Annotated in this window: 18 protein-coding genes and 1 other annotated feature; of the genes, 7 read left to right on the top strand and 11 right to left on the bottom strand. The window is 51.6% G+C overall.

The window, feature by feature from the left end:
• Window positions 1–204: 204 nt before the first annotated feature.
• The 3 genes from clpB to rluD all read right to left on the bottom strand — a co-directional run bounded on the left by clpB (window position 205) and on the right by rluD (window position 4,605).
• Window positions 205–2,778 (bottom strand): ATP-dependent chaperone ClpB, encoded by a 2,574-nt coding sequence (gene clpB, locus VI01_RS20385; RefSeq protein ID WP_045816451.1) that lies wholly within the window; start codon window positions 2,776–2,778, stop codon window positions 205–207.
• Window positions 2,779–2,902: 124 nt separating this feature from the next.
• Window positions 2,903–3,628 carry a purine nucleoside phosphorylase YfiH gene (yfiH, locus tag VI01_RS20380; protein ID WP_045816450.1) on the bottom strand — a complete coding sequence of 242 codons (726 nt, stop codon included), beginning with the start codon at window positions 3,626–3,628 and terminating at the stop codon, window positions 2,903–2,905.
• Entirely contained in the window at window positions 3,625–4,605 is a 981-nt protein-coding gene (gene rluD / locus VI01_RS20375) for a 23S rRNA pseudouridine(1911/1915/1917) synthase RluD (protein ID WP_045816449.1), read from the bottom strand. The genes yfiH and rluD overlap by 4 nt, the downstream gene beginning before the upstream one ends.
• Window positions 4,606–4,735: 130 nt before the next feature.
• Between rluD and bamD the strand changes: the two genes are divergently transcribed.
• From bamD to pheA, 4 genes are all read left to right on the top strand, one after another.
• Window positions 4,736–5,476, top strand: a complete 741-nt coding sequence (gene bamD, locus VI01_RS20370) for an outer membrane protein assembly factor BamD (protein WP_034822246.1) — start codon at window positions 4,736–4,738, stop codon at window positions 5,474–5,476.
• 267 nt (window positions 5,477–5,743) lie between these two features.
• Window positions 5,744–6,070, top strand: coding sequence for a ribosome-associated translation inhibitor RaiA (gene raiA / locus VI01_RS20365; protein ID WP_045816448.1), 327 nt, complete (start codon window positions 5,744–5,746; stop codon window positions 6,068–6,070).
• Between the two features lie 97 nt (window positions 6,071–6,167).
• Window positions 6,168–6,292: a sequence feature (Phe leader region), on the top strand.
• A complete protein-coding gene (gene pheL / locus VI01_RS25460) occupies window positions 6,169–6,216 on the top strand; it encodes a pheA operon leader peptide PheL (RefSeq protein ID WP_100703679.1) in 48 nt (15 codons plus the stop codon). It overlaps the preceding feature by 48 nt.
• A gap of 22 nt (window positions 6,293–6,314) precedes the next feature.
• Window positions 6,315–7,478: a bifunctional chorismate mutase/prephenate dehydratase gene (gene pheA, locus VI01_RS20360; RefSeq protein WP_038645247.1), complete on the top strand. Its 1,164-nt coding sequence runs from the start codon at window positions 6,315–6,317 to the stop codon at window positions 7,476–7,478.
• A gap of 33 nt (window positions 7,479–7,511) precedes the next feature.
• Here pheA and tyrA read toward each other — a convergent pair whose 3' ends face one another.
• Together tyrA and VI01_RS20350 are read right to left on the bottom strand one after the other, a co-directional pair.
• Complete coding sequence (gene tyrA, locus VI01_RS20355) at window positions 7,512–8,633, bottom strand: bifunctional chorismate mutase/prephenate dehydrogenase (RefSeq protein WP_045816447.1); 1,122 nt, start codon at window positions 8,631–8,633, stop codon at window positions 7,512–7,514.
• 6 nt (window positions 8,634–8,639) lie between these two features.
• Window positions 8,640–9,719 carry a 3-deoxy-7-phosphoheptulonate synthase gene (locus tag VI01_RS20350; protein WP_034822238.1) on the bottom strand — a complete coding sequence of 360 codons (1,080 nt, stop codon included), beginning with the start codon at window positions 9,717–9,719 and terminating at the stop codon, window positions 8,640–8,642.
• A gap of 298 nt (window positions 9,720–10,017) precedes the next feature.
• Between VI01_RS20350 and VI01_RS20345 the strand changes: the two genes are divergently transcribed.
• Window positions 10,018–10,539 (top strand): GNAT family N-acetyltransferase, encoded by a 522-nt coding sequence (locus VI01_RS20345; RefSeq protein ID WP_045816446.1) that lies wholly within the window; start codon window positions 10,018–10,020, stop codon window positions 10,537–10,539.
• A 57-nt stretch (window positions 10,540–10,596) separates the two neighbouring features.
• Here VI01_RS20345 and rplS read toward each other — a convergent pair whose 3' ends face one another.
• The 5 genes from rplS to ffh form a co-directional block, all read right to left on the bottom strand.
• Window positions 10,597–10,947, bottom strand: coding sequence for a 50S ribosomal protein L19 (rplS, locus tag VI01_RS20340; RefSeq protein ID WP_034822234.1), 351 nt, complete (start codon window positions 10,945–10,947; stop codon window positions 10,597–10,599).
• A gap of 43 nt (window positions 10,948–10,990) precedes the next feature.
• Window positions 10,991–11,755 (bottom strand): tRNA (guanosine(37)-N1)-methyltransferase TrmD, encoded by a 765-nt coding sequence (trmD, locus tag VI01_RS20335; RefSeq protein ID WP_045816445.1) that lies wholly within the window; start codon window positions 11,753–11,755, stop codon window positions 10,991–10,993.
• Window positions 11,756–11,790: 35 nt separating this feature from the next.
• A complete protein-coding gene (gene rimM, locus VI01_RS20330; protein ID WP_034822227.1) occupies window positions 11,791–12,339 on the bottom strand; it encodes a ribosome maturation factor RimM in 549 nt (182 codons plus the stop codon).
• Between the two features lie 18 nt (window positions 12,340–12,357).
• Complete coding sequence (rpsP, locus tag VI01_RS20325; RefSeq protein ID WP_007893313.1) at window positions 12,358–12,606, bottom strand: 30S ribosomal protein S16; 249 nt, start codon at window positions 12,604–12,606, stop codon at window positions 12,358–12,360.
• Between the two features lie 142 nt (window positions 12,607–12,748).
• On the bottom strand, window positions 12,749–14,110 hold the full coding sequence (gene ffh / locus VI01_RS20320; protein ID WP_034822223.1) for a signal recognition particle protein: 1,362 nt from the start codon (window positions 14,108–14,110) through the stop codon (window positions 12,749–12,751).
• 166 nt (window positions 14,111–14,276) lie between these two features.
• Between ffh and VI01_RS20315 the strand changes: the two genes are divergently transcribed.
• On the top strand, window positions 14,277–15,071 hold the full coding sequence (locus VI01_RS20315; RefSeq protein ID WP_038645240.1) for an inner membrane protein YpjD: 795 nt from the start codon (window positions 14,277–14,279) through the stop codon (window positions 15,069–15,071).
• A gap of 13 nt (window positions 15,072–15,084) precedes the next feature.
• A complete protein-coding gene (locus tag VI01_RS20310; RefSeq protein WP_045816444.1) occupies window positions 15,085–16,371 on the top strand; it encodes an HlyC/CorC family transporter in 1,287 nt (428 codons plus the stop codon).
• A 55-nt stretch (window positions 16,372–16,426) separates the two neighbouring features.
• On the opposite strand, the gene luxS is transcribed toward VI01_RS20310, so the two are convergent.
• Window positions 16,427–16,942: an S-ribosylhomocysteine lyase gene (luxS, locus tag VI01_RS20305; RefSeq protein WP_034822217.1), complete on the bottom strand. Its 516-nt coding sequence runs from the start codon at window positions 16,940–16,942 to the stop codon at window positions 16,427–16,429.
• Between the last annotated feature and the right edge of the window lie 101 nt (window positions 16,943–17,043).

Genomic DNA, 17,043 nt, shown 5'->3' with positions numbered 1-17,043 from the left:
CTTCACTCCCTGCTGAGCCGCTTGCGTTGCCGCTTTGCCGTCTCAGTGGTGGCGCAGTATAGGGATTTCTGATGGACTGACAAGCGTTAATTTAAAGTTTTTGCACGACCGCTCACTCTTTAACCCAAACGTTGCAAAATCGACCTAAATCTTGTGAAACACCATAAAAAAACGGGCCCGCAGGCCCGTTAAAGTCACATCGCATTACTGGTGCGCCACAATGATGTCGTCTTTTACATCCATCTCAATGGTTTTACCCGGGACAAAAGCACCAGAAAGAATCTTCTGCGCCAACGGGTTTTCGATCTGCTGTTGGATAGCGCGTTTCAATGGGCGCGCACCGTAAACGGGATCGTAACCATTTTCGCCAAGCAGTTTCAGCGCAGCATCAGAGATATGCAATTGATAACCACGCTCCTCGAGACGCTGATACAACCGCTGCAGCTGAATCTGCGCGATGGAGGCAATGTGCTGTTCTCCCAATGGATGGAACACCACCACCTCATCAATACGGTTAATGAACTCTGGGCGGAAATGCGAACCTACCACCGTCATCACCATATCTTTCATTTCCGGATAGTCCAACGCACCGAAACGTTCCTGGATTAGATCAGACCCAAGGTTAGAAGTCATAATGACCACGGTATTACGGAAATCGACCGTGCGTCCCTGGCCATCGGTCAAACGCCCATCATCCAATACCTGCAACAAGATGTTGAAGACATCCGGGTGAGCCTTTTCCACTTCATCCAGCAGAATCACGGAATAAGGGCGACGACGAACAGCTTCTGTCAGATAACCGCCCTCTTCATAACCGACATAGCCCGGAGGAGCACCCACTAAACGTGACACCGAGTGTTTTTCCATAAACTCGGACATATCAATACGCACCATGGCATCGTCGCTGTCGAACAAGAAGTTAGCCAGTGCTTTACTCAGTTCGGTTTTACCAACACCGGTTGGTCCAAGGAACAGGAACGAGCCAATGGGGCGATTAGGATCGGACAGACCCGCACGACTACGACGAATCGCATTTGATACTGCATCAACAGCTTCGTTCTGGCCAATCACGCGCGCATGCAGCTCTTGCTCCATTCGCAGCAATTTCTCACGCTCGCCTTCCATCATTCGTGCCACTGGAATGCCGGTCCAGCGCGCTAGCACGTCGGCAATTTCCACATCTGTTACGCGATTACGTAACAGTTTCATGGTTTTACCTTCTGACTGCGTGGCAATAGCGAGCTGCTTTTCCAGCTCTGGAATTTTGCCGTATTGCAGTTCAGACATTTGCCCCAGGTCACCATTACGTCGCGCCTGCTCCATCGCCAGACGAGCCTGCTCCAGTTCCGCCTTAATGTTCTGCGTACCCGTCAGAGAGGCTTTTTCCGCTTTCCACTCTTCTTCCAGTTCAGCGTATTCACGCTCTTTCTGATCGAGTTCCGTTTCCAGCATCTCCAGACGTTTGATACTGGCATCGTCCGACTCTTTCTTCAGCGCCTGCTGTTCCAGCTTTAACTGGATGATGCGGCGTTCCAGACGATCCAACGATTCCGGTTTCGAATCCATCTGCAAACGAATGCTTGATGCTGCCTCATCGATCAAGTCAATGGCCTTATCTGGCAACTGGCGATCGGAGATATAGCGGTGCGACAGCGTTGCTGCAGCCACAATTGCCGGATCCGTAATCTGCACATGGTGGTGCAGTTCATAGCGCTCTTTCAGGCCTCGCAGAATAGCAATGGTGTCTTCTACACTCGGCTCAGCCACAAAGACTTTCTGGAAACGACGCTCCAGTGCGGCATCTTTTTCAATGAACTGACGATACTCATTCAGCGTGGTGGCACCAACGCAGTGCAACTCACCGCGCGCTAATGCAGGTTTCAGCATGTTACCGGCATCCATCGCACCATCGGCTTTACCCGCACCGACCATGGTGTGCAGTTCGTCGATAAACAGAATAACGTTGCCTTCCTGTTTTGCCAGATCGCTCAGCACACCTTTCAGGCGTTCTTCGAATTCGCCGCGATATTTAGCGCCCGCCACCAGCGCTCCCATGTCCAGTGCTAACACGCGACGACCTTTCAGGCCTTCGGGCACTTCACCATTGATAATGCGCTGCGCTAACCCTTCGGCAATCGCGGTTTTACCCACGCCGGGCTCCCCAATTAATACCGGGTTGTTTTTAGTACGGCGCTGCAAAACCTGAATGGTGCGACGAATCTCTTCATCACGACCAATTACCGGATCTAACTTGCCCAGTTCGGCGCGCTCAGTCAGATCGATGGTGTATTTTTTTAAAGCCTGGCGCTGATCTTCAGCCCCTTGATCGTTCACGTTCTCTCCTCCCCGCAATTGCTCGATGGCCTTGGTGAGTTTTTCGGTGGTTGCACCAGCAGACTTCAATAGGTCCGCCAGCGAACCACGAGAGTCGAGGGCCGCCAGAACAAATAATTCAGATGATATAAAGTTGTCGCCGCGCTTTTGCGCGAGTTTGTCGCACAGATTCAGAGCCCGAATGAGATCGGCTGAAGGCTGTACGTCGCCATCCGTACCTTCTACCTGCGGCAGTCGGTTGATAGCTTGTTCGATGCTGGTACGCAGACCAGCCACATCGGCACCTGCTGCGCTAAGCAACGGACGCACCGATCCGCCTTCCTGATTCAGCAATGCGCTCATCAAGTGAAGGGGTTCAATGAATTGATTGTCGTGTCCCAGAGCAAGGGACTGAGCATCGGCAAGGGCCAACTGGAATTTATTAGTAAGACGATCCAGACGCATGATTCCTCCAATACAGGTCAAAATGCTACTGGAGATTAAATGAGGTCATCCCTCAAATATTTCAAGGTTAATGACCTGTGTTGCGAACAAAAAATACGCTACTGGATCGTCTTGCGGCGTAAGATTATCTCAGCCAAATCAAAGTTGCCATACGCCCGGTGATTCCATCTCGTCGGTAGGAGAAAAAATCATTGGCTTCGGTGAAAGTGCAACGCTGTGAACCACTGATAGAATGCACTCCAGCGGCCTGAAGCCGCTGACGCGCTAACTGCCAGATATTCGCAAAATATTTGTCACCAACCGGGCGAAAAGCCTCATCGGCTTGTACATCGTGCGCCAAAAAGGCTTCTCGCACCTCTGCACCCACTTCAAATGCCTGAGGGCCGATGGCGGGTCCAAGCCAGACGTGGATCTCACGAGCTGGTGAGCGAAACTGCTGCAGCGTCTGTTCCAGCACGCCGTTACACAGACCACGCCAGCCAGCGTGAGCAGCGGCCACTTCACTGCCATCATCACTGCAAAACAACACCGGCAAGCAATCTGCCGTCATAATGGCGCAAACAACGCCGGATTCGCGGGTGATGGCCGCATCTGCATTGGGTAATAACTCGTCCGCAGGCAAACGTACAACGTCCTGGCCATGCACCTGATTAAGCCACTGCGGCATGGCGGGCAGCAGCTTATCTTTCAAATGCTGACGATTTTGCAAGACATGCGTTTCAGCATCTCCAACGTGCGCCCCAAGATTCAGCGAATCCCAGGGCGCAGCGCTAACACCGCCATGTCGCAAGGTGGAACATGCCTGAACGCGCTGCGGTGCAGGCCAGTCAGGAATGATCCACTCACTCATAGCCAATCCATTTGATCGCGGAACTCATGAGTATCGGCTTTCAACGCGTCAATCAGATCGACCATGTCTTGCGGCAACGGCGCATGCCATTCCATCTCAATGCCGGTGATGGGATGGTAAAGACGCAGCATGGTGGCGTGCAGAGCCTGACGGTCAAAACCGCGCAGCGCAGCAATGAACGCATCGGATGCACCTTTAGGCGGACGCGGACGGCCGCCGTACAGCGGATCACCCACTAATGGATGGTTGATATGCGCCATGTGCACACGAATCTGGTGAGTACGACCCGTTTCCAGACGCAGACGCAGACGCGTGTGAGCACGGAAATGCTCCATGATGCGATAATGCGTGGTTGCGGGTTTACCCATAGGGTGTACCGCCATGTGCGTGCGTTTGGTGGAGTGACGCGCCATCGGCTCATTAACCGTGCCGCCTGCCGTCATGGTGCCAATCGCAACCGCTTCATATTCACGGGTAATCTCGCGCAGCTGCAGCGTTTCCACCAGGTGCGTCTGAGCGGGAACCGTCTTCGCCACTACCATCAAACCGGTTGTGTCTTTATCAAGACGATGGACGATCCCGGCACGCGGGACGTCGGCAATCGGTGGGTAATGATAAAGTAGCGCATTCAGGACCGTACCATCCGGATTACCTGCCCCAGGATGCACCACCAGGCCACGCGGTTTGTTGATGACCAGAATATCATCGTCTTCATAAACGATGTTCAGGGGAATGTTTTGCGCTTCCCAGCGCTGCGCTTCTTCGATTTCAGCATCGATAGACACCTGCTCACCGCCGAAAACTTTCTCTTTCGGTTTATCGATGATGATGCCGTTGACGCTGACGCGACGCTCAAGGATCCATTCTTTTATGCGGGAACGTGAATAATCAGGGAACAATTCCGCCAAAGTCTGATCTAAGCGTTGTCCAAGCTGTGCTTCGGACACCGTTGCGGTGAGTTGAACTTGTTGTGCCATATACAGCTTCTTCGTTAACGTTGGGTTTTCACGGCGATGCCGTTTAATATAATGTGCTATCGTACCAGGTCATAACCGGGAGCTATACGGACAGCTTCCGCTACAACACTTTGAGGATAATCATTTCGTCATGACGCGTATGAAACATCTGGTGGCTGCTGCCACATTGAGCCTGAGCCTGGCTCTGGTGGGTTGTTCCGGCTCATCGGATCCCGTTCCGGACAGCCCGCCATCTGAAATTTACGCTACAGCCCAGCAAAAGCTGCAGGACGGTAACTTTAAAGCGGCGATTAAGCAACTGGAAGCACTGGATAACCGCTACCCGTTTGGCCCTTATTCGCAGCAAGTACAGCTGGATTTAATCTACGCGTATTACAAAAATGCCGATCTGCCACTGGCGCAAGCCGCTATCGCTCGCTTTATGCGCCTGAATCCGACTCATCCAAACATCGATTACGTCATCTATATGAAAGGCCTGACGGATATGGCGTTGGATGACTCTGCACTGCAGGGCTTCTTCGGTATCGATCGTTCAGATCGTGATCCGACGCACGCTCGTGATGCTTTCCGTGACTTCTCCCAGTTACTGCGCAGCTATCCGAACAGCCAGTATGCTGAGGATGCGCAGAAACGTTTAGCCTACCTGAAAGAGCGTCTGGCGAAGTATGAACTCTCGGTGGCGCAATTCTATACCAAGCGCGGGGCCTATGTCGCCGTTGTTAACCGTGTTGAAGGGATGATGAAAGATTTCCCTGATACTGAAGCGACGCACAAAGCGCTGCCGCTGATGGAAAATGCCTACCGCCAGCTGCAGCTGACGGCAGAAGCGGACAAAGTGGCGAAGATCATCGCGACCAATAATCAGTCCTGATTTTGCTACCAATAAAAAAGCAGCCTTAATGGCTGCTTTTTTTTGCCGAAAATTCAGCCATATTGCTGATTCTACGCTGCGGTTAACTCATCAATCTTGCTCTTTTCATCCCTGCCCTTCAAGCATTTTCGGCGATTTTATGAGCCTTTCTCACAATTCATTGGCATTGACAAAAAGTGACATTCCAATGTGATCTAGATCACACTTTTTCCTGATTTACGCGGTATGCTGGTCCTACCCAGACGGAAATGACAGAGAGGTTTAACTATGATTCTGAACATTACCAGCAAACAAATGGAAATCACTGCGGCTATCCGCAACCATGTCGAAGACCGTCTCGCCAAGCTGGAAAAGTGGCAAACTCACCTGATAAATCCGCACATCGTGTTATCGAAAGAGCCGAAAGAATTCGTGGCTGATGCCACCATTAACACACCTAACAGCACGCTGGTTGCCAGCGCGAAACACGAAGATATGTACACGGCTATCAACGATCTGATTGCCAAGCTGGAGCGACAACTTAATAAGGCGCAGCACAAACCTGAAGCGCGCCGCGCAACCAGCAGTATGAAAGATTTCACCCCTGCGGGATAAATAGACCTTTTCCAGTAACGCGCCTGCGGGCGCGTTTTTTATTGACAGCTTTAAATCACTGCGGTTACTCTCAATCCACTTTATTGCTGGAATCACACATGAAACATCTACCGTTCTTCTTCGCATTCTTTTTTACCTTCCCCTGATTGGGAGGCGATTCGTCATGTGAAAATGAATGCGAAGACGAACAACAAAGCCTCCCAAACGGGAGGCTTTTTTATTGGACATTTTACAGGTGAGCCCTATGAATCCCGAAAATCCACTGCTGGCATTACGCGATAAGATCAGCGCCGTTGATGAAAAGCTTTTAACGCTGTTATCTGAACGCCGTTCGCTGGCGGTTGAAGTGGCGCAAGCAAAGCTCGCGACCCATCGCCCTATTCGCGATGTTGAGCGTGAACGCGCTCTGCTGGAAAATCTGATCTCACTCGGTAAAAAGCATCAGCTTGATGCGCACTATATTACCCGCCTGTTCCAACTGGTGATTGAAGATTCGGTGCTGACTCAGCAAGCGCTGCTGCAGAAAAACTTAAACCATCCGCACGCGCACGCACCACGCATTGCATTTCTGGGTCCTAAAGGTTCGTACTCTCACCTCGCAGCACGTAAATACGCCACACGTCATTTTGATTCAATGGTTGAGATGGGCTGTCTGAAATTCCACGACATCATCCATCAGGTGGAGAGTGGTCAGGCAGATTACGCCGTGATGCCGATCGAAAATACCAGCTCAGGCTCGATTAACGACGTCTATGACCTGCTGCAGCAGACGACGCTCTCCATCGTTGGCGAGCTGACCATCCCTATCGAACACTGTGTGCTGGTCAACGGCAATACCGACTTACAGCAAATAGAAACGGTTTATAGCCATCCTCAGCCATTCCAGCAGTGCAGCCAGTTCATCAATCGTTTCCCACAATGGAAAATCGAATATACCGAAAGCACCGCAGCGGCAATGGAAAAGGTCGCGGCGATGAATTCACCAAAAGTGGCGGCTCTGGGCAGTGAAGCGGGCGGTGAGCTGTATGGTCTGCAGGTGTTAGAACGGAATTTAGCTAACCAGCAACAAAACCATACCCGCTTCATTGTGTTGGCACGTAAGCCGATTGAAGTTTCTGGACAGGTACCAGCCAAAACCACATTGATTATGGCAACCGGTCAGCAAGCTGGTGCACTGGTTGAGGCTCTGCTGGTGCTGCGTAATCATAATCTGATCATGAGCAAACTTGAAAACCGCCCAATTAACGGCAACCCGTGGGAAGAGATGTTTTACATTGATGTGCAGGGCAATCTGCAATCGGAGAACATGCAGCTGGCGTTGAAAGAGCTGCGTGATTTGACGCGCTCTCTGAAAGTACTCGGCTGCTATCCGGGTGAAAATGTTGTTCCGGTGGAACCGCGACTGTAAATGAAAAAGGCATCCTTGCGGATGCCTTCTCTTTTATTGTCGGCTATCGTTAGCCGAACGCAACATGCTTCGGCTCTCTACCAGGAAGCGTTGAGCGTAATCGCCAAACCAATGCGCAACACCTTCAAAACTCTTGATAAACGCCTGTTTATCACCCTGCTCCAGCAATTTGATTGCATCACCAAAGCGCTGGTAGTAACGCTTAATCAGCGCCAGATTACTCTCCGAAGACATGATGATGTCTGCGTAAAGCTGCGGGTCCTGAGCAAACAGTCGACCAACCATCGCCAGTTCCAGGCGATAAATCGGTGAGGACAGCGCCAACAGTTGATCCAGGTTGACGTTCTCTTCCGCTAAATGCAAACCATAGGCAAAAGTGGCAAAGTGACGCAGCGCCTGGATAAAGGCCATGTTCTGGTCATGCTCGACCGCGCTGATGCGATGTAAGCGCGCGCCCCAAACCTGAATCTGCTCAAGGAACCACTGGTAGGCCTCCGGCTGACGGCCATCACACCACACCACCACCTGCTTCGCCAGGCTACCGCTATCCGGGCCAAACATGGGATGCAAACCGAGCACAGGGCCGGTATGCGCCGCCAGCATCGCCTGCAATGGGCGATTCTTCACCGATGCAAGATCAACCAGAATGCAGTCTTCCGGCAGTATTGGTAATTCGGCGATGATCTGCTCAGTCAGATGGATTGGCACACTGATGATGACCATGCCCGCATCTTTGAGTAGCGCTTCAGAACGATCCCAATCGCCCTTGTCCAGAATACGGACCTGGTAACCTGACAGATTGAGCATCTTTTCAAACAAGCGCCCCATCTGGCCACGCCCACCAACAATCACCACCGGGCGCAGCGTCGGACAGAGCGTTTTGAAGCCTTTGTCGTTTTCATGCGCATAAGACTCACGCATCAGGCGACGTAAGACATCCTCAATCAGATCCGGCGAAACGCCGAGCACTTCAGCTTCCTGACGACGTGAAGCCAACATGCTGGCTTCACGTTCTGGCACATAAATCGGCAAACCATAACGGCTTTTGACCTCACCTACTTCAGCTACCAGCTCAAGGCGTTTGGCTAATAGCCCAAGCAGGGCTTTATCGACTTCATCAATTTGATCGCGTAGCGCGGTCAGTTCAGCCACCATGACTCTTTATTCCTCGTGTGACAGACGTGCCGACAGCACTCCCTGCAGATCCTGATGGATTTCACGCAGCAAGGTTTCCGTGGTTTCCCAGTTGATGCAGGCATCCGTGACGGAAACACCGTATTTCATTTCGCTACGTGGCTGCTCAGAAGACTGATTGCCTTCGTGAATATTGCTTTCCAGCATCAGGCCAATAATGGAACGATTTCCATCTTTAATCTGCGCAATAGCCGATTCGGCTACACCAGGCTGACGGCGGTAGTCTTTATTAGAATTACCATGGCTGCAATCTATCATTAAGGCTGGACGCAGTCCCGCTTTCAGCATCTCTTTTTCACACTGCGCAACATCTTCAGGTCCGTAGTTAGGCGCTTTCCCACCACGCAGGATCACGTGGCCATCCGGGTTGCCTTGAGTCTGTAACAGGCAAACCTGTCCCGCCTGATTGATGCCGACAAAACGGTGCGGCATCGCGGCGGCGCGCATGGCGTTGATCGCCGTGCCCAGGCTGCCATCAGTGCCGTTTTTGAAGCCGACAGGCATTGATAAACCAGAAGCCATCTCGCGGTGTGTTTGCGACTCAGTAGTACGGGCACCGATCGCAGACCAGCTAAACAGATCGCCGAGGTATTGTGGGCTGTTAGGATCCAGCGCTTCAGTTGCCAGCGGCAGGCCCATTTCCACCAGGTTCACCAGCAGCTGACGCGCAATGTGCAGCCCGGCTTCCATATCAAATGAGTTGTTCATGTAAGGATCGTTGATCAGCCCCTTCCAGCCAACGGTGGTACGGGGTTTTTCAAAATAAACGCGCATAACGATGTACAGCTGATCCTTCAACTGTGCAGAGAGAGTTTGCAGCTGACGAGCGTATTCAAGTGCCGCTTCGGTATCGTGGATTGAACAAGGACCACAGACCACCAGCAGGCGCGGATCGCGGCCAGCAATAATATCGGCAATAGTCTGGCGAGAAGCGGCAATCTGCGCTTCTTGCGCCGCAGTGAGCGGGAACTTCGCTTTCAGCTCTTGCGGGGTAATTAAAATCTGTTCGTCGGCGATATGGACATTGTTCAGCGCGTCTTTCTGCATGATGGCGATCCTTTTTACTCGTTTATGCGGTTTGGGATCCTCACTGAGGATGGCGCTTACTGTACCACAACATGTACATCTTGCAATCCATGAATGTACACTTTTATTACCACCATTGATAAGGACCATGAAAACAAAACAATAAACACATTAAATACATGAAGTTAATTAAATAACGCCCATATAATGCAAAGCAGTTTATGTAAAATTAATTTTACACTGTGCTTTTGTTGAGCGAATGCCAACACCCTATTTTTCCATTAACATTTTGTTATTCATCGTTTTCCAGGATCTTAGGATGCCAACCTCCAATATCACCCTACGTCCTTTCGTTCTACAGGATGCAGGCACCTTTACTGCGGCGGTCAATCATTCTCTCAACAGCCTGCAGCCATGGATGGTGTGGGCGCATCACGATTATCGGGAAGAGGAAGCTGCTAGCTGGATTCATTTCACCCATCTGCAGCGCAGAAACGGTGAAGCGGAAGAGTTCGCCATTGTCGATAGCAATGATCGGTTACTCGGCGGCGCAGGCATCAGATTCGCACAGCGGCTTGGGGAATTTAGTGCATTAGGCTATTGGGTTCGCAGCGATGCACAAAGGCAAGGTGTCGCAACACATGCAGTGGCTCAATTGGTGGACTTTGGCTTCAGGCACGCGCATATCCCCTTACTGGAGATTATCGCTGATGAGGAGAATCATGCCAGCCGTGCCGTGGCATTGCGCAGTGGGTTTGAGTTTATCGATTACCGCTATGGTTTGATCATTCTTGATAGCGGCCCAGTGAATAGCGCGATTTACCATCTCAAGCGGCCATAAAAAAAGGGGCTGGCCCTTAGGCCAACCCCTTGTTTGCTATTAACTTTGGGATGTCGCTTACGCGCCCAGACGCTCTTTGATACGAGCTGACTTACCGGTACGCTCACGCAGGTAGTACAGTTTGGCTTTACGTACAGCACCACGGCGTTTGACAGAAATGCTGTCAATTACCGGAGAGTGAGTCTGGAAGACACGCTCAACGCCTTCGCCGTTTGAAATCTTACGAACAGTGAATGCAGAGTGCAGACCGCGGTTACGAATAGCGATAACCACGCCCTCGAATGCCTGCAGACGTTTCTTAGAACCTTCAACGACCCATACTTTCACTTCCACGGAATCACCCGGACGGAATGAAGGTACGTCCTGCTTCATCTGCTCTTGTTCAAGTTGCTTGATAATGTTGCTCATAATTAAATCTCTATATCCTGGGTAAACTGATAGTCAGGGAAGATTACTCTTCCACCTGATGGTTTTGTTGCTGCTGATGTTCCCGTTGGAACTCATTTAGCAACCGTGCTTGCTCTTCAGTCAGAGCCAGGTTTTCCAGAAGTTCAGGTCTTCTTAGCCAGGTACGGCCTAGCGACTGTTTCAGGCGCCAGCGGCGAATATCGGCATGGTTGCCCGACAGTAAGACTGGCGGAACCTCCATCCCTTCTAACACTTCAGGTCGGGTGTAGTGCGGGCAATCCAGTAAACCATCCGAGAACGAATCCTCATCGGCTGACGCCTGCTTGCCCAATACGCCGGGGATAAACCGGGCGACTGAATCAATCAACGTCATGGCTGGTAGCTCACCACCACTGAGTACGTAATCACCGATTGACCATTCTTCATCAATCTCAGTGTGAATCACGCGCTCATCAATCCCTTCATAACGACCACACACCAGAATCAACTTCTGGTTGGTCGCCAGTTCGCAAACGCCTTGTTGGTCCAGTTTGCGACCCTGAGGTGAAAGATAAATCACCCTGGCACCTTCTCCCGCCGCCGCTTTCGCTGCGTGGATAGCATCCCGTAAGGGTTGCACCATCATCAACATTCCCGGTCCGCCGCCGTAAGGACGTTCATCCACGGTACGGTGCCGGTCGTGCGCGAAGTCACGAGGACTCCAGCTTTGAATGTTGAGCAGGCCATTTTTTACTGCCCGGCCAGTTACCCCGTACTCGGTAATAGCGCGAAACATCTCTGGAAACAGGCTAATAACACCAATCCACATCGCGTTCGCCGTTACGTTACCGGATTGTCCGGAGATCAAAAACCAGGATCCCAATCTACTTCAATCGTGCCAGTAGAGAGATCGACTTTCTTGATAACCTGTTCATCAAGAAACGGGATTAACCGCTCTTGAGCACCGAATGCATCTTTCAGGTTTGCCTTAACGACGAGAACGTCGTTCGAACCGGTTTCCATCAAATCAATGACTTTGCCCATTTCGTAACCGTCGAGGTTTACCACTTTGCAACCCATGAGGTCTTTCCAGTAGTAATCACCCTCTTCCAGCGCTGGCAGCTGAGCAGAATCAACCGTAATTTCGCAATTGGTTAACTGTGCCGCAGCGTCCCGATCGTCAATGCCTTTGACTTTGATGATCAGGTCCTGATTGTGGTGCTTCCAACCTTCCAGTTCGACCTGCTGCCATTTACCGGCGCGCTGGATGAACCACGGTTGGTAGTCGAAGATGCTTTCAGCGTCTTCAGTGGAGGAAAACACTTTGAGCCAACCTCGAATGCCGTAAGCGGCCCCCATTTTCCCCAATACAATTGGGTTAACGAGAGGCTGTGCGGCAGGTTTAATGCTCATGCTAACCACCGTGACAGATTAAGCTGCTTTTTTTGCTTCTTTGATCAGCGCGTTAACGCGATCAGAAAGCGTTGCGCCCTGGCCAACCCAGTGCTCAATACGGTCCAGATCCAGACGCAGACCTTCAGCCTGACCAGAAGCGATCGGGTTGAAGAAACCTACGCGCTCGATGAAACGACCATTACGCGCATTGCGGCTGTCAGTAACGACGACCTGATAGAACGGACGCTTTTTCGCGCCGTGACGTGCCAAACGAATTGTAACCATAACATCCTCATTAGTTAATAAAGCGCTCGGGCTCCATCGAGGGATGGAACCCGAGCGCAATATAAAAAGCCCGAAAATTTTACTCATTTTGGCGAAAAAAGCAACCTGAGCGTGTTAATTTTCTGGCTGTGTGCCGCTCGCCTTAGCGACCGGGGAATCCGGGCGGCATCATACCTTTCATGCCACGCATCATTTTGGCCATGCCACCCTTCTTCATTTTCTTCATCATGCGCTGCATGTCGTCGAACTGTTTCAATAAACGGTTAACGTCCTGCACCTGCATACCTGAACCGGTGGCAATACGACGCTTGCGTGAGCCCTTGATGATTTCCGGTTTCTGACGCTCTTTGGTGGTCATCGAATTGATGATCGCCTCCATACGCACCAGCACTTTGTCATCCATCTGCGACTTCACGTTGTCTGGCAACTGACCCATGCCCGGCAGCTTACCCATCAGGCTGGCCATGCCGCCCATGTTGCGCATCTGCTTCAGCTGGTCGAGGAAGTCATTGAGATCAAAACCATCACCGGTTTTGAGTTTCTTCGCCAGCTTCTCCGCCTGTTCGCGGTCAACTTTGCTCTCGATATCTTCGATCAGCGACAGTACGTCGCCCATGCCGAGGATGCGTGAGGCGATACGGTCTGGATAAAACGCTTCCAGTGCTTCCGTCTTCTCACCCATACCCATGAATTTAATCGGCTTGCCGGTGATATGACGAATTGAAAGCGCTGCACCACCGCGCGCATCACCATCCACTTTCGTCAGAATCACACCCGTCAGAGGCAGCGCTTCATTGAAGGCTTTTGCCGTGTTTGCCGCATCCTGACCGGTCATGGCATCGACCACAAACAAGGTTTCCACCGGATTGATCGCGGCGTGTACCTGTTTGATCTCGTCCATCATCGCTTCATCAACGTGCAGACGACCGGCGGTATCCACCAGCAGCACGTCGTAGAATTGCAGCTTCGCTTCTTTCAGGGCGTTCTTAACGATGTCGACAGGCTTTTGGCTCAGATCGGAAGGACAGAAGTCCACGCCAACCTGCTGCGCCAGTGTTTCCAACTGTTTAATCGCCGCCGGGCGATAAACGTCGGCAGAAACCACCAGCACTTTCTTCTTATGTTTCTCGCGCAGGAACTTACCCAGCTTCGCCACGCTCGTGGTTTTACCCGCACCCTGCAGGCCCGCCATCAACACCACAGCCGGCGGCTGTGCGTTCAGATTGAGCGCATTATTTTCTGCACCCATTGCCGCAACCAGCTCGTTGCGAACAATTTTGATAAATTCCTGGCCAGGCGTCAGGCTTTTGTTTACATCCTGCCCTACCGCCGCTTCTTTCACGCGGTTGATGAACTCGCGCACGACCGGCAGCGCAACGTCCGCTTCCAGCAATGCCATGCGCACTTCACGCAAGGTGTCTTTAATGTTGTCTTCGGTCAGCCTTCCGCGGCCGCTGATGTTGCGCAGGGATTGCGACAAACGATCGGTTAAATTATCAAACATGCTCTCTCACTTAGGACCGTAGCGAGGCCGCCAGGGCGGCACAATGCGGCGGATTATAGCACGAAGCCACAGCGATCTCTGCAATTGACCTTCAGATCGTTTGGAGCCTGATGCAGCTGGCGCTATACTGGTTTTTTCCTTATCTGACCGACACCTGAAAGGATCTATGTTCGTTTTCGCGATCGTGGCGCTGTTCGCCTACTCCCTCAGTCTTGCATTGATTATCCCCAGCCTGCTGAAACGCAACGGTGGCTGGCGTCGCTTTGCCGTGCTTTCTGCTTGCGTCGCGTTGATCGCCCATGCGGTTGCACTGCAACAACGCATTTTTGCCGTCGATAACGGACAAAACCTCAGTCTGCTAAACATCGGTTCGCTGGTGAGTCTGCTGATCTGCGCGATCATGACCATCGTCGCATCGCGCAATCGCGGTTGGTTACTGCTGCCGATTGTCTACGGCTTTGCCTTGATTAACCTCGCCTTCGCCACCTTTGTGCCGAATGCCTTTATTACCCATCTCGAAACCACGCCGGGCATGATGATCCATATTGGCCTGTCGCTGTTTGCCTACGCCACGCTGATTATCGCAGCACTGTATGCGCTGCAGCTGGCATGGATTGATTACCAGTTAAAAAATAAGAAACTGGCTTTCACCCAGGATATGCCGCCGCTGCTGAGTATTGAGCGTAAGATGTTTCATATCACGCAAATTGGTGTAGTGCTGTTGACGCTGGTGCTGTGCACCGGGCTGTTCTTCATGCATAACCTGTTTAGCGCGGAGAATGTCGATAAAGCGGTACTGTCCATTCTTGCCTGGTTTGTTTATATCGTTCTGCTCTGGGGACACTATCACGAGGGCTGGCGCGGACGTCGCGTCGTCTGGTTTAACTGCGGCGGTGCACTGCTGCTGACCATGGCCTACTTCGGCAGTCGCGTGCTTCAGCACCTGCTTACTTCTCACTAAAGGAATTTTTGCGTTGGAACATGTTTCAACCACCACGCTGATCGTTACGCTGGTCATCATGGTGCTGGTCTCTGCGTACTTCTCCGGTTCAGAGACCGGCATGATGACGCTCAATCGTTATAAATTGCGCCACAAAGCCAAAAGCGGTAATCGCGCGGCTCGTCGTGTCGAAAAACTTTTACGCCGTCCTGATCGCTTAATCAGCCTGGTGCTGATAGGCAACAACCTCGTGAATATCCTGGCTTCCGCGTTGGGTACCATTGTCGGTATGCGTCTTTACGGCGATGCGGGTGTGGCAATTGCCACCGGGATCCTGACTTTTGTGGTGCTGGTGTTTGCTGAAGTGCTGCCGAAAACCATTGCGGCGCTTTACCCCGAAAAAGTTGCCTATCCCAGTAGTGTGCTGCTGGCGCCGCTGCAGTATGTGATGTTGCCTTTGGTCTGGCTGCTCAACACCATTACCCGCATTCTGATGCGCATGGTTGGTATCAAAACGGAAGGCTCCATTAGTTCAGCCCTGAGTAAGGAAGAACTGCGTACCATTGTCTATGAGTCACGCTCACTGATGTCACGTCGTAATCAGGACATGCTGCTGTCGGTGCTGGATCTGGAAAAGGTCAGCGTTGATGACATCATGGTGCCACGCAATGAAATTGTCGGCATTAACGTCAACGACGACTGGAAATCGATTGTTCGCCAACTGAGTAACTCGCCGCATGGCCGGATCGTGTTGTTCCGCGATTCGCTGGATGATTCGGTTGGCATGCTGCGCGTGCGTGAAGCCTGGCGCATGATGACCGAGAAGAAAGAGTTCAACAAAGATCGCCTGCTGCGCGCTGCTGATGAAATTTATTATGTGCCGGAAGGTACACCGCTGAATGTCCAGCTGGTGAAATTCCAGCGTAATAAGAAGAAAGTCGGCTTAGTGGTCGATGAATATGGTGACATCAAAGGACTGGTGACCATTGAAGACATTCTGGAAGAGATTGTTGGCGACTTTACGACGTCTATGTCTCCCTCGCTGGCGGAAGAAGTGATGCCGCAGAATGATGGCTCAGTGCTGATTGAAGGCAGCGCCAACGTGCGTGAAATTAATAAAGCCTTCAACTGGACGTTACCCGAAGACGAAGCACGCACCATCAATGGCATGCTGCTGGAAGCGCTGGAGGAGATTCCGCTGGTCGATACACGCGTGAAAATCGGTAAGTACGATGTGGATATCCTCGACGTGCAAGACAATATGGTGAAGCAGGTGCGCATTACCCCGCATCATCCGCTGAAATCCTCCATCGGTTCCTGAAGCCAAAAAAAACGCCGCGAACATCGCGGCGTTTTCATTTCTGCTTAGACAGGCACTAGATGTGCAGCTCTTTCAGCTTCTCAGCCGGCAGTTTCAGGTCTTCGTTACGGTTCACGCCAATCTCATGCGCCAACACGTTACGCGCAATCTGCTGCGCTTCGTCGAGTGAGTGTAGCTTGTAGCTACCACACTGGTATTCATTCAGTTCCGGGATCTGGCTCTGTTCTTTCACTTTCAGAACATCTTCCATCGCCCCTTTCCACGCTTTCGCTACACGCTGCTCGTCTGGTTCACCAATCAGGCTCATGTAGAAGCCGGTGCGGCAACCCATTGGCGAGATATCAACGATTTCCACGCCATCACCATTGAGGTGATTACGCATAAAGCCAGCGAACAGGTGCTCCAGCGTATGGATGCCGCGCTCAGTCAGAATATCGATATTCGGACGGCAGAAACGCAGGTCAAAAACGGTGATGGTATCGCCATGCGGAGTGTTCATGGTTTTTGCAACGCGCACAGCGGGTGCACCCATGATGGTGTGATCAACAGTAAAACTATCCAGTAGTGGCATACGTCACCTCCTGTTTTGAGATTTTTTTTTAAAACGATGAAACTTTTCCGTTCGCCCAACGTCTGAATATATGAAAGACGCGCATTTGTTATCATCATCCC

This window comes from Pantoea sp. SM3, assembly GCF_000963995.1.
Classification (GTDB): Bacteria; Pseudomonadota; Gammaproteobacteria; order Enterobacterales; family Enterobacteriaceae; genus Pantoea; species Pantoea rwandensis_B.
The sequence above is the reverse complement of the archived record's forward strand: the minus strand, read 5'-3'. Positions and strand labels throughout refer to the sequence as shown.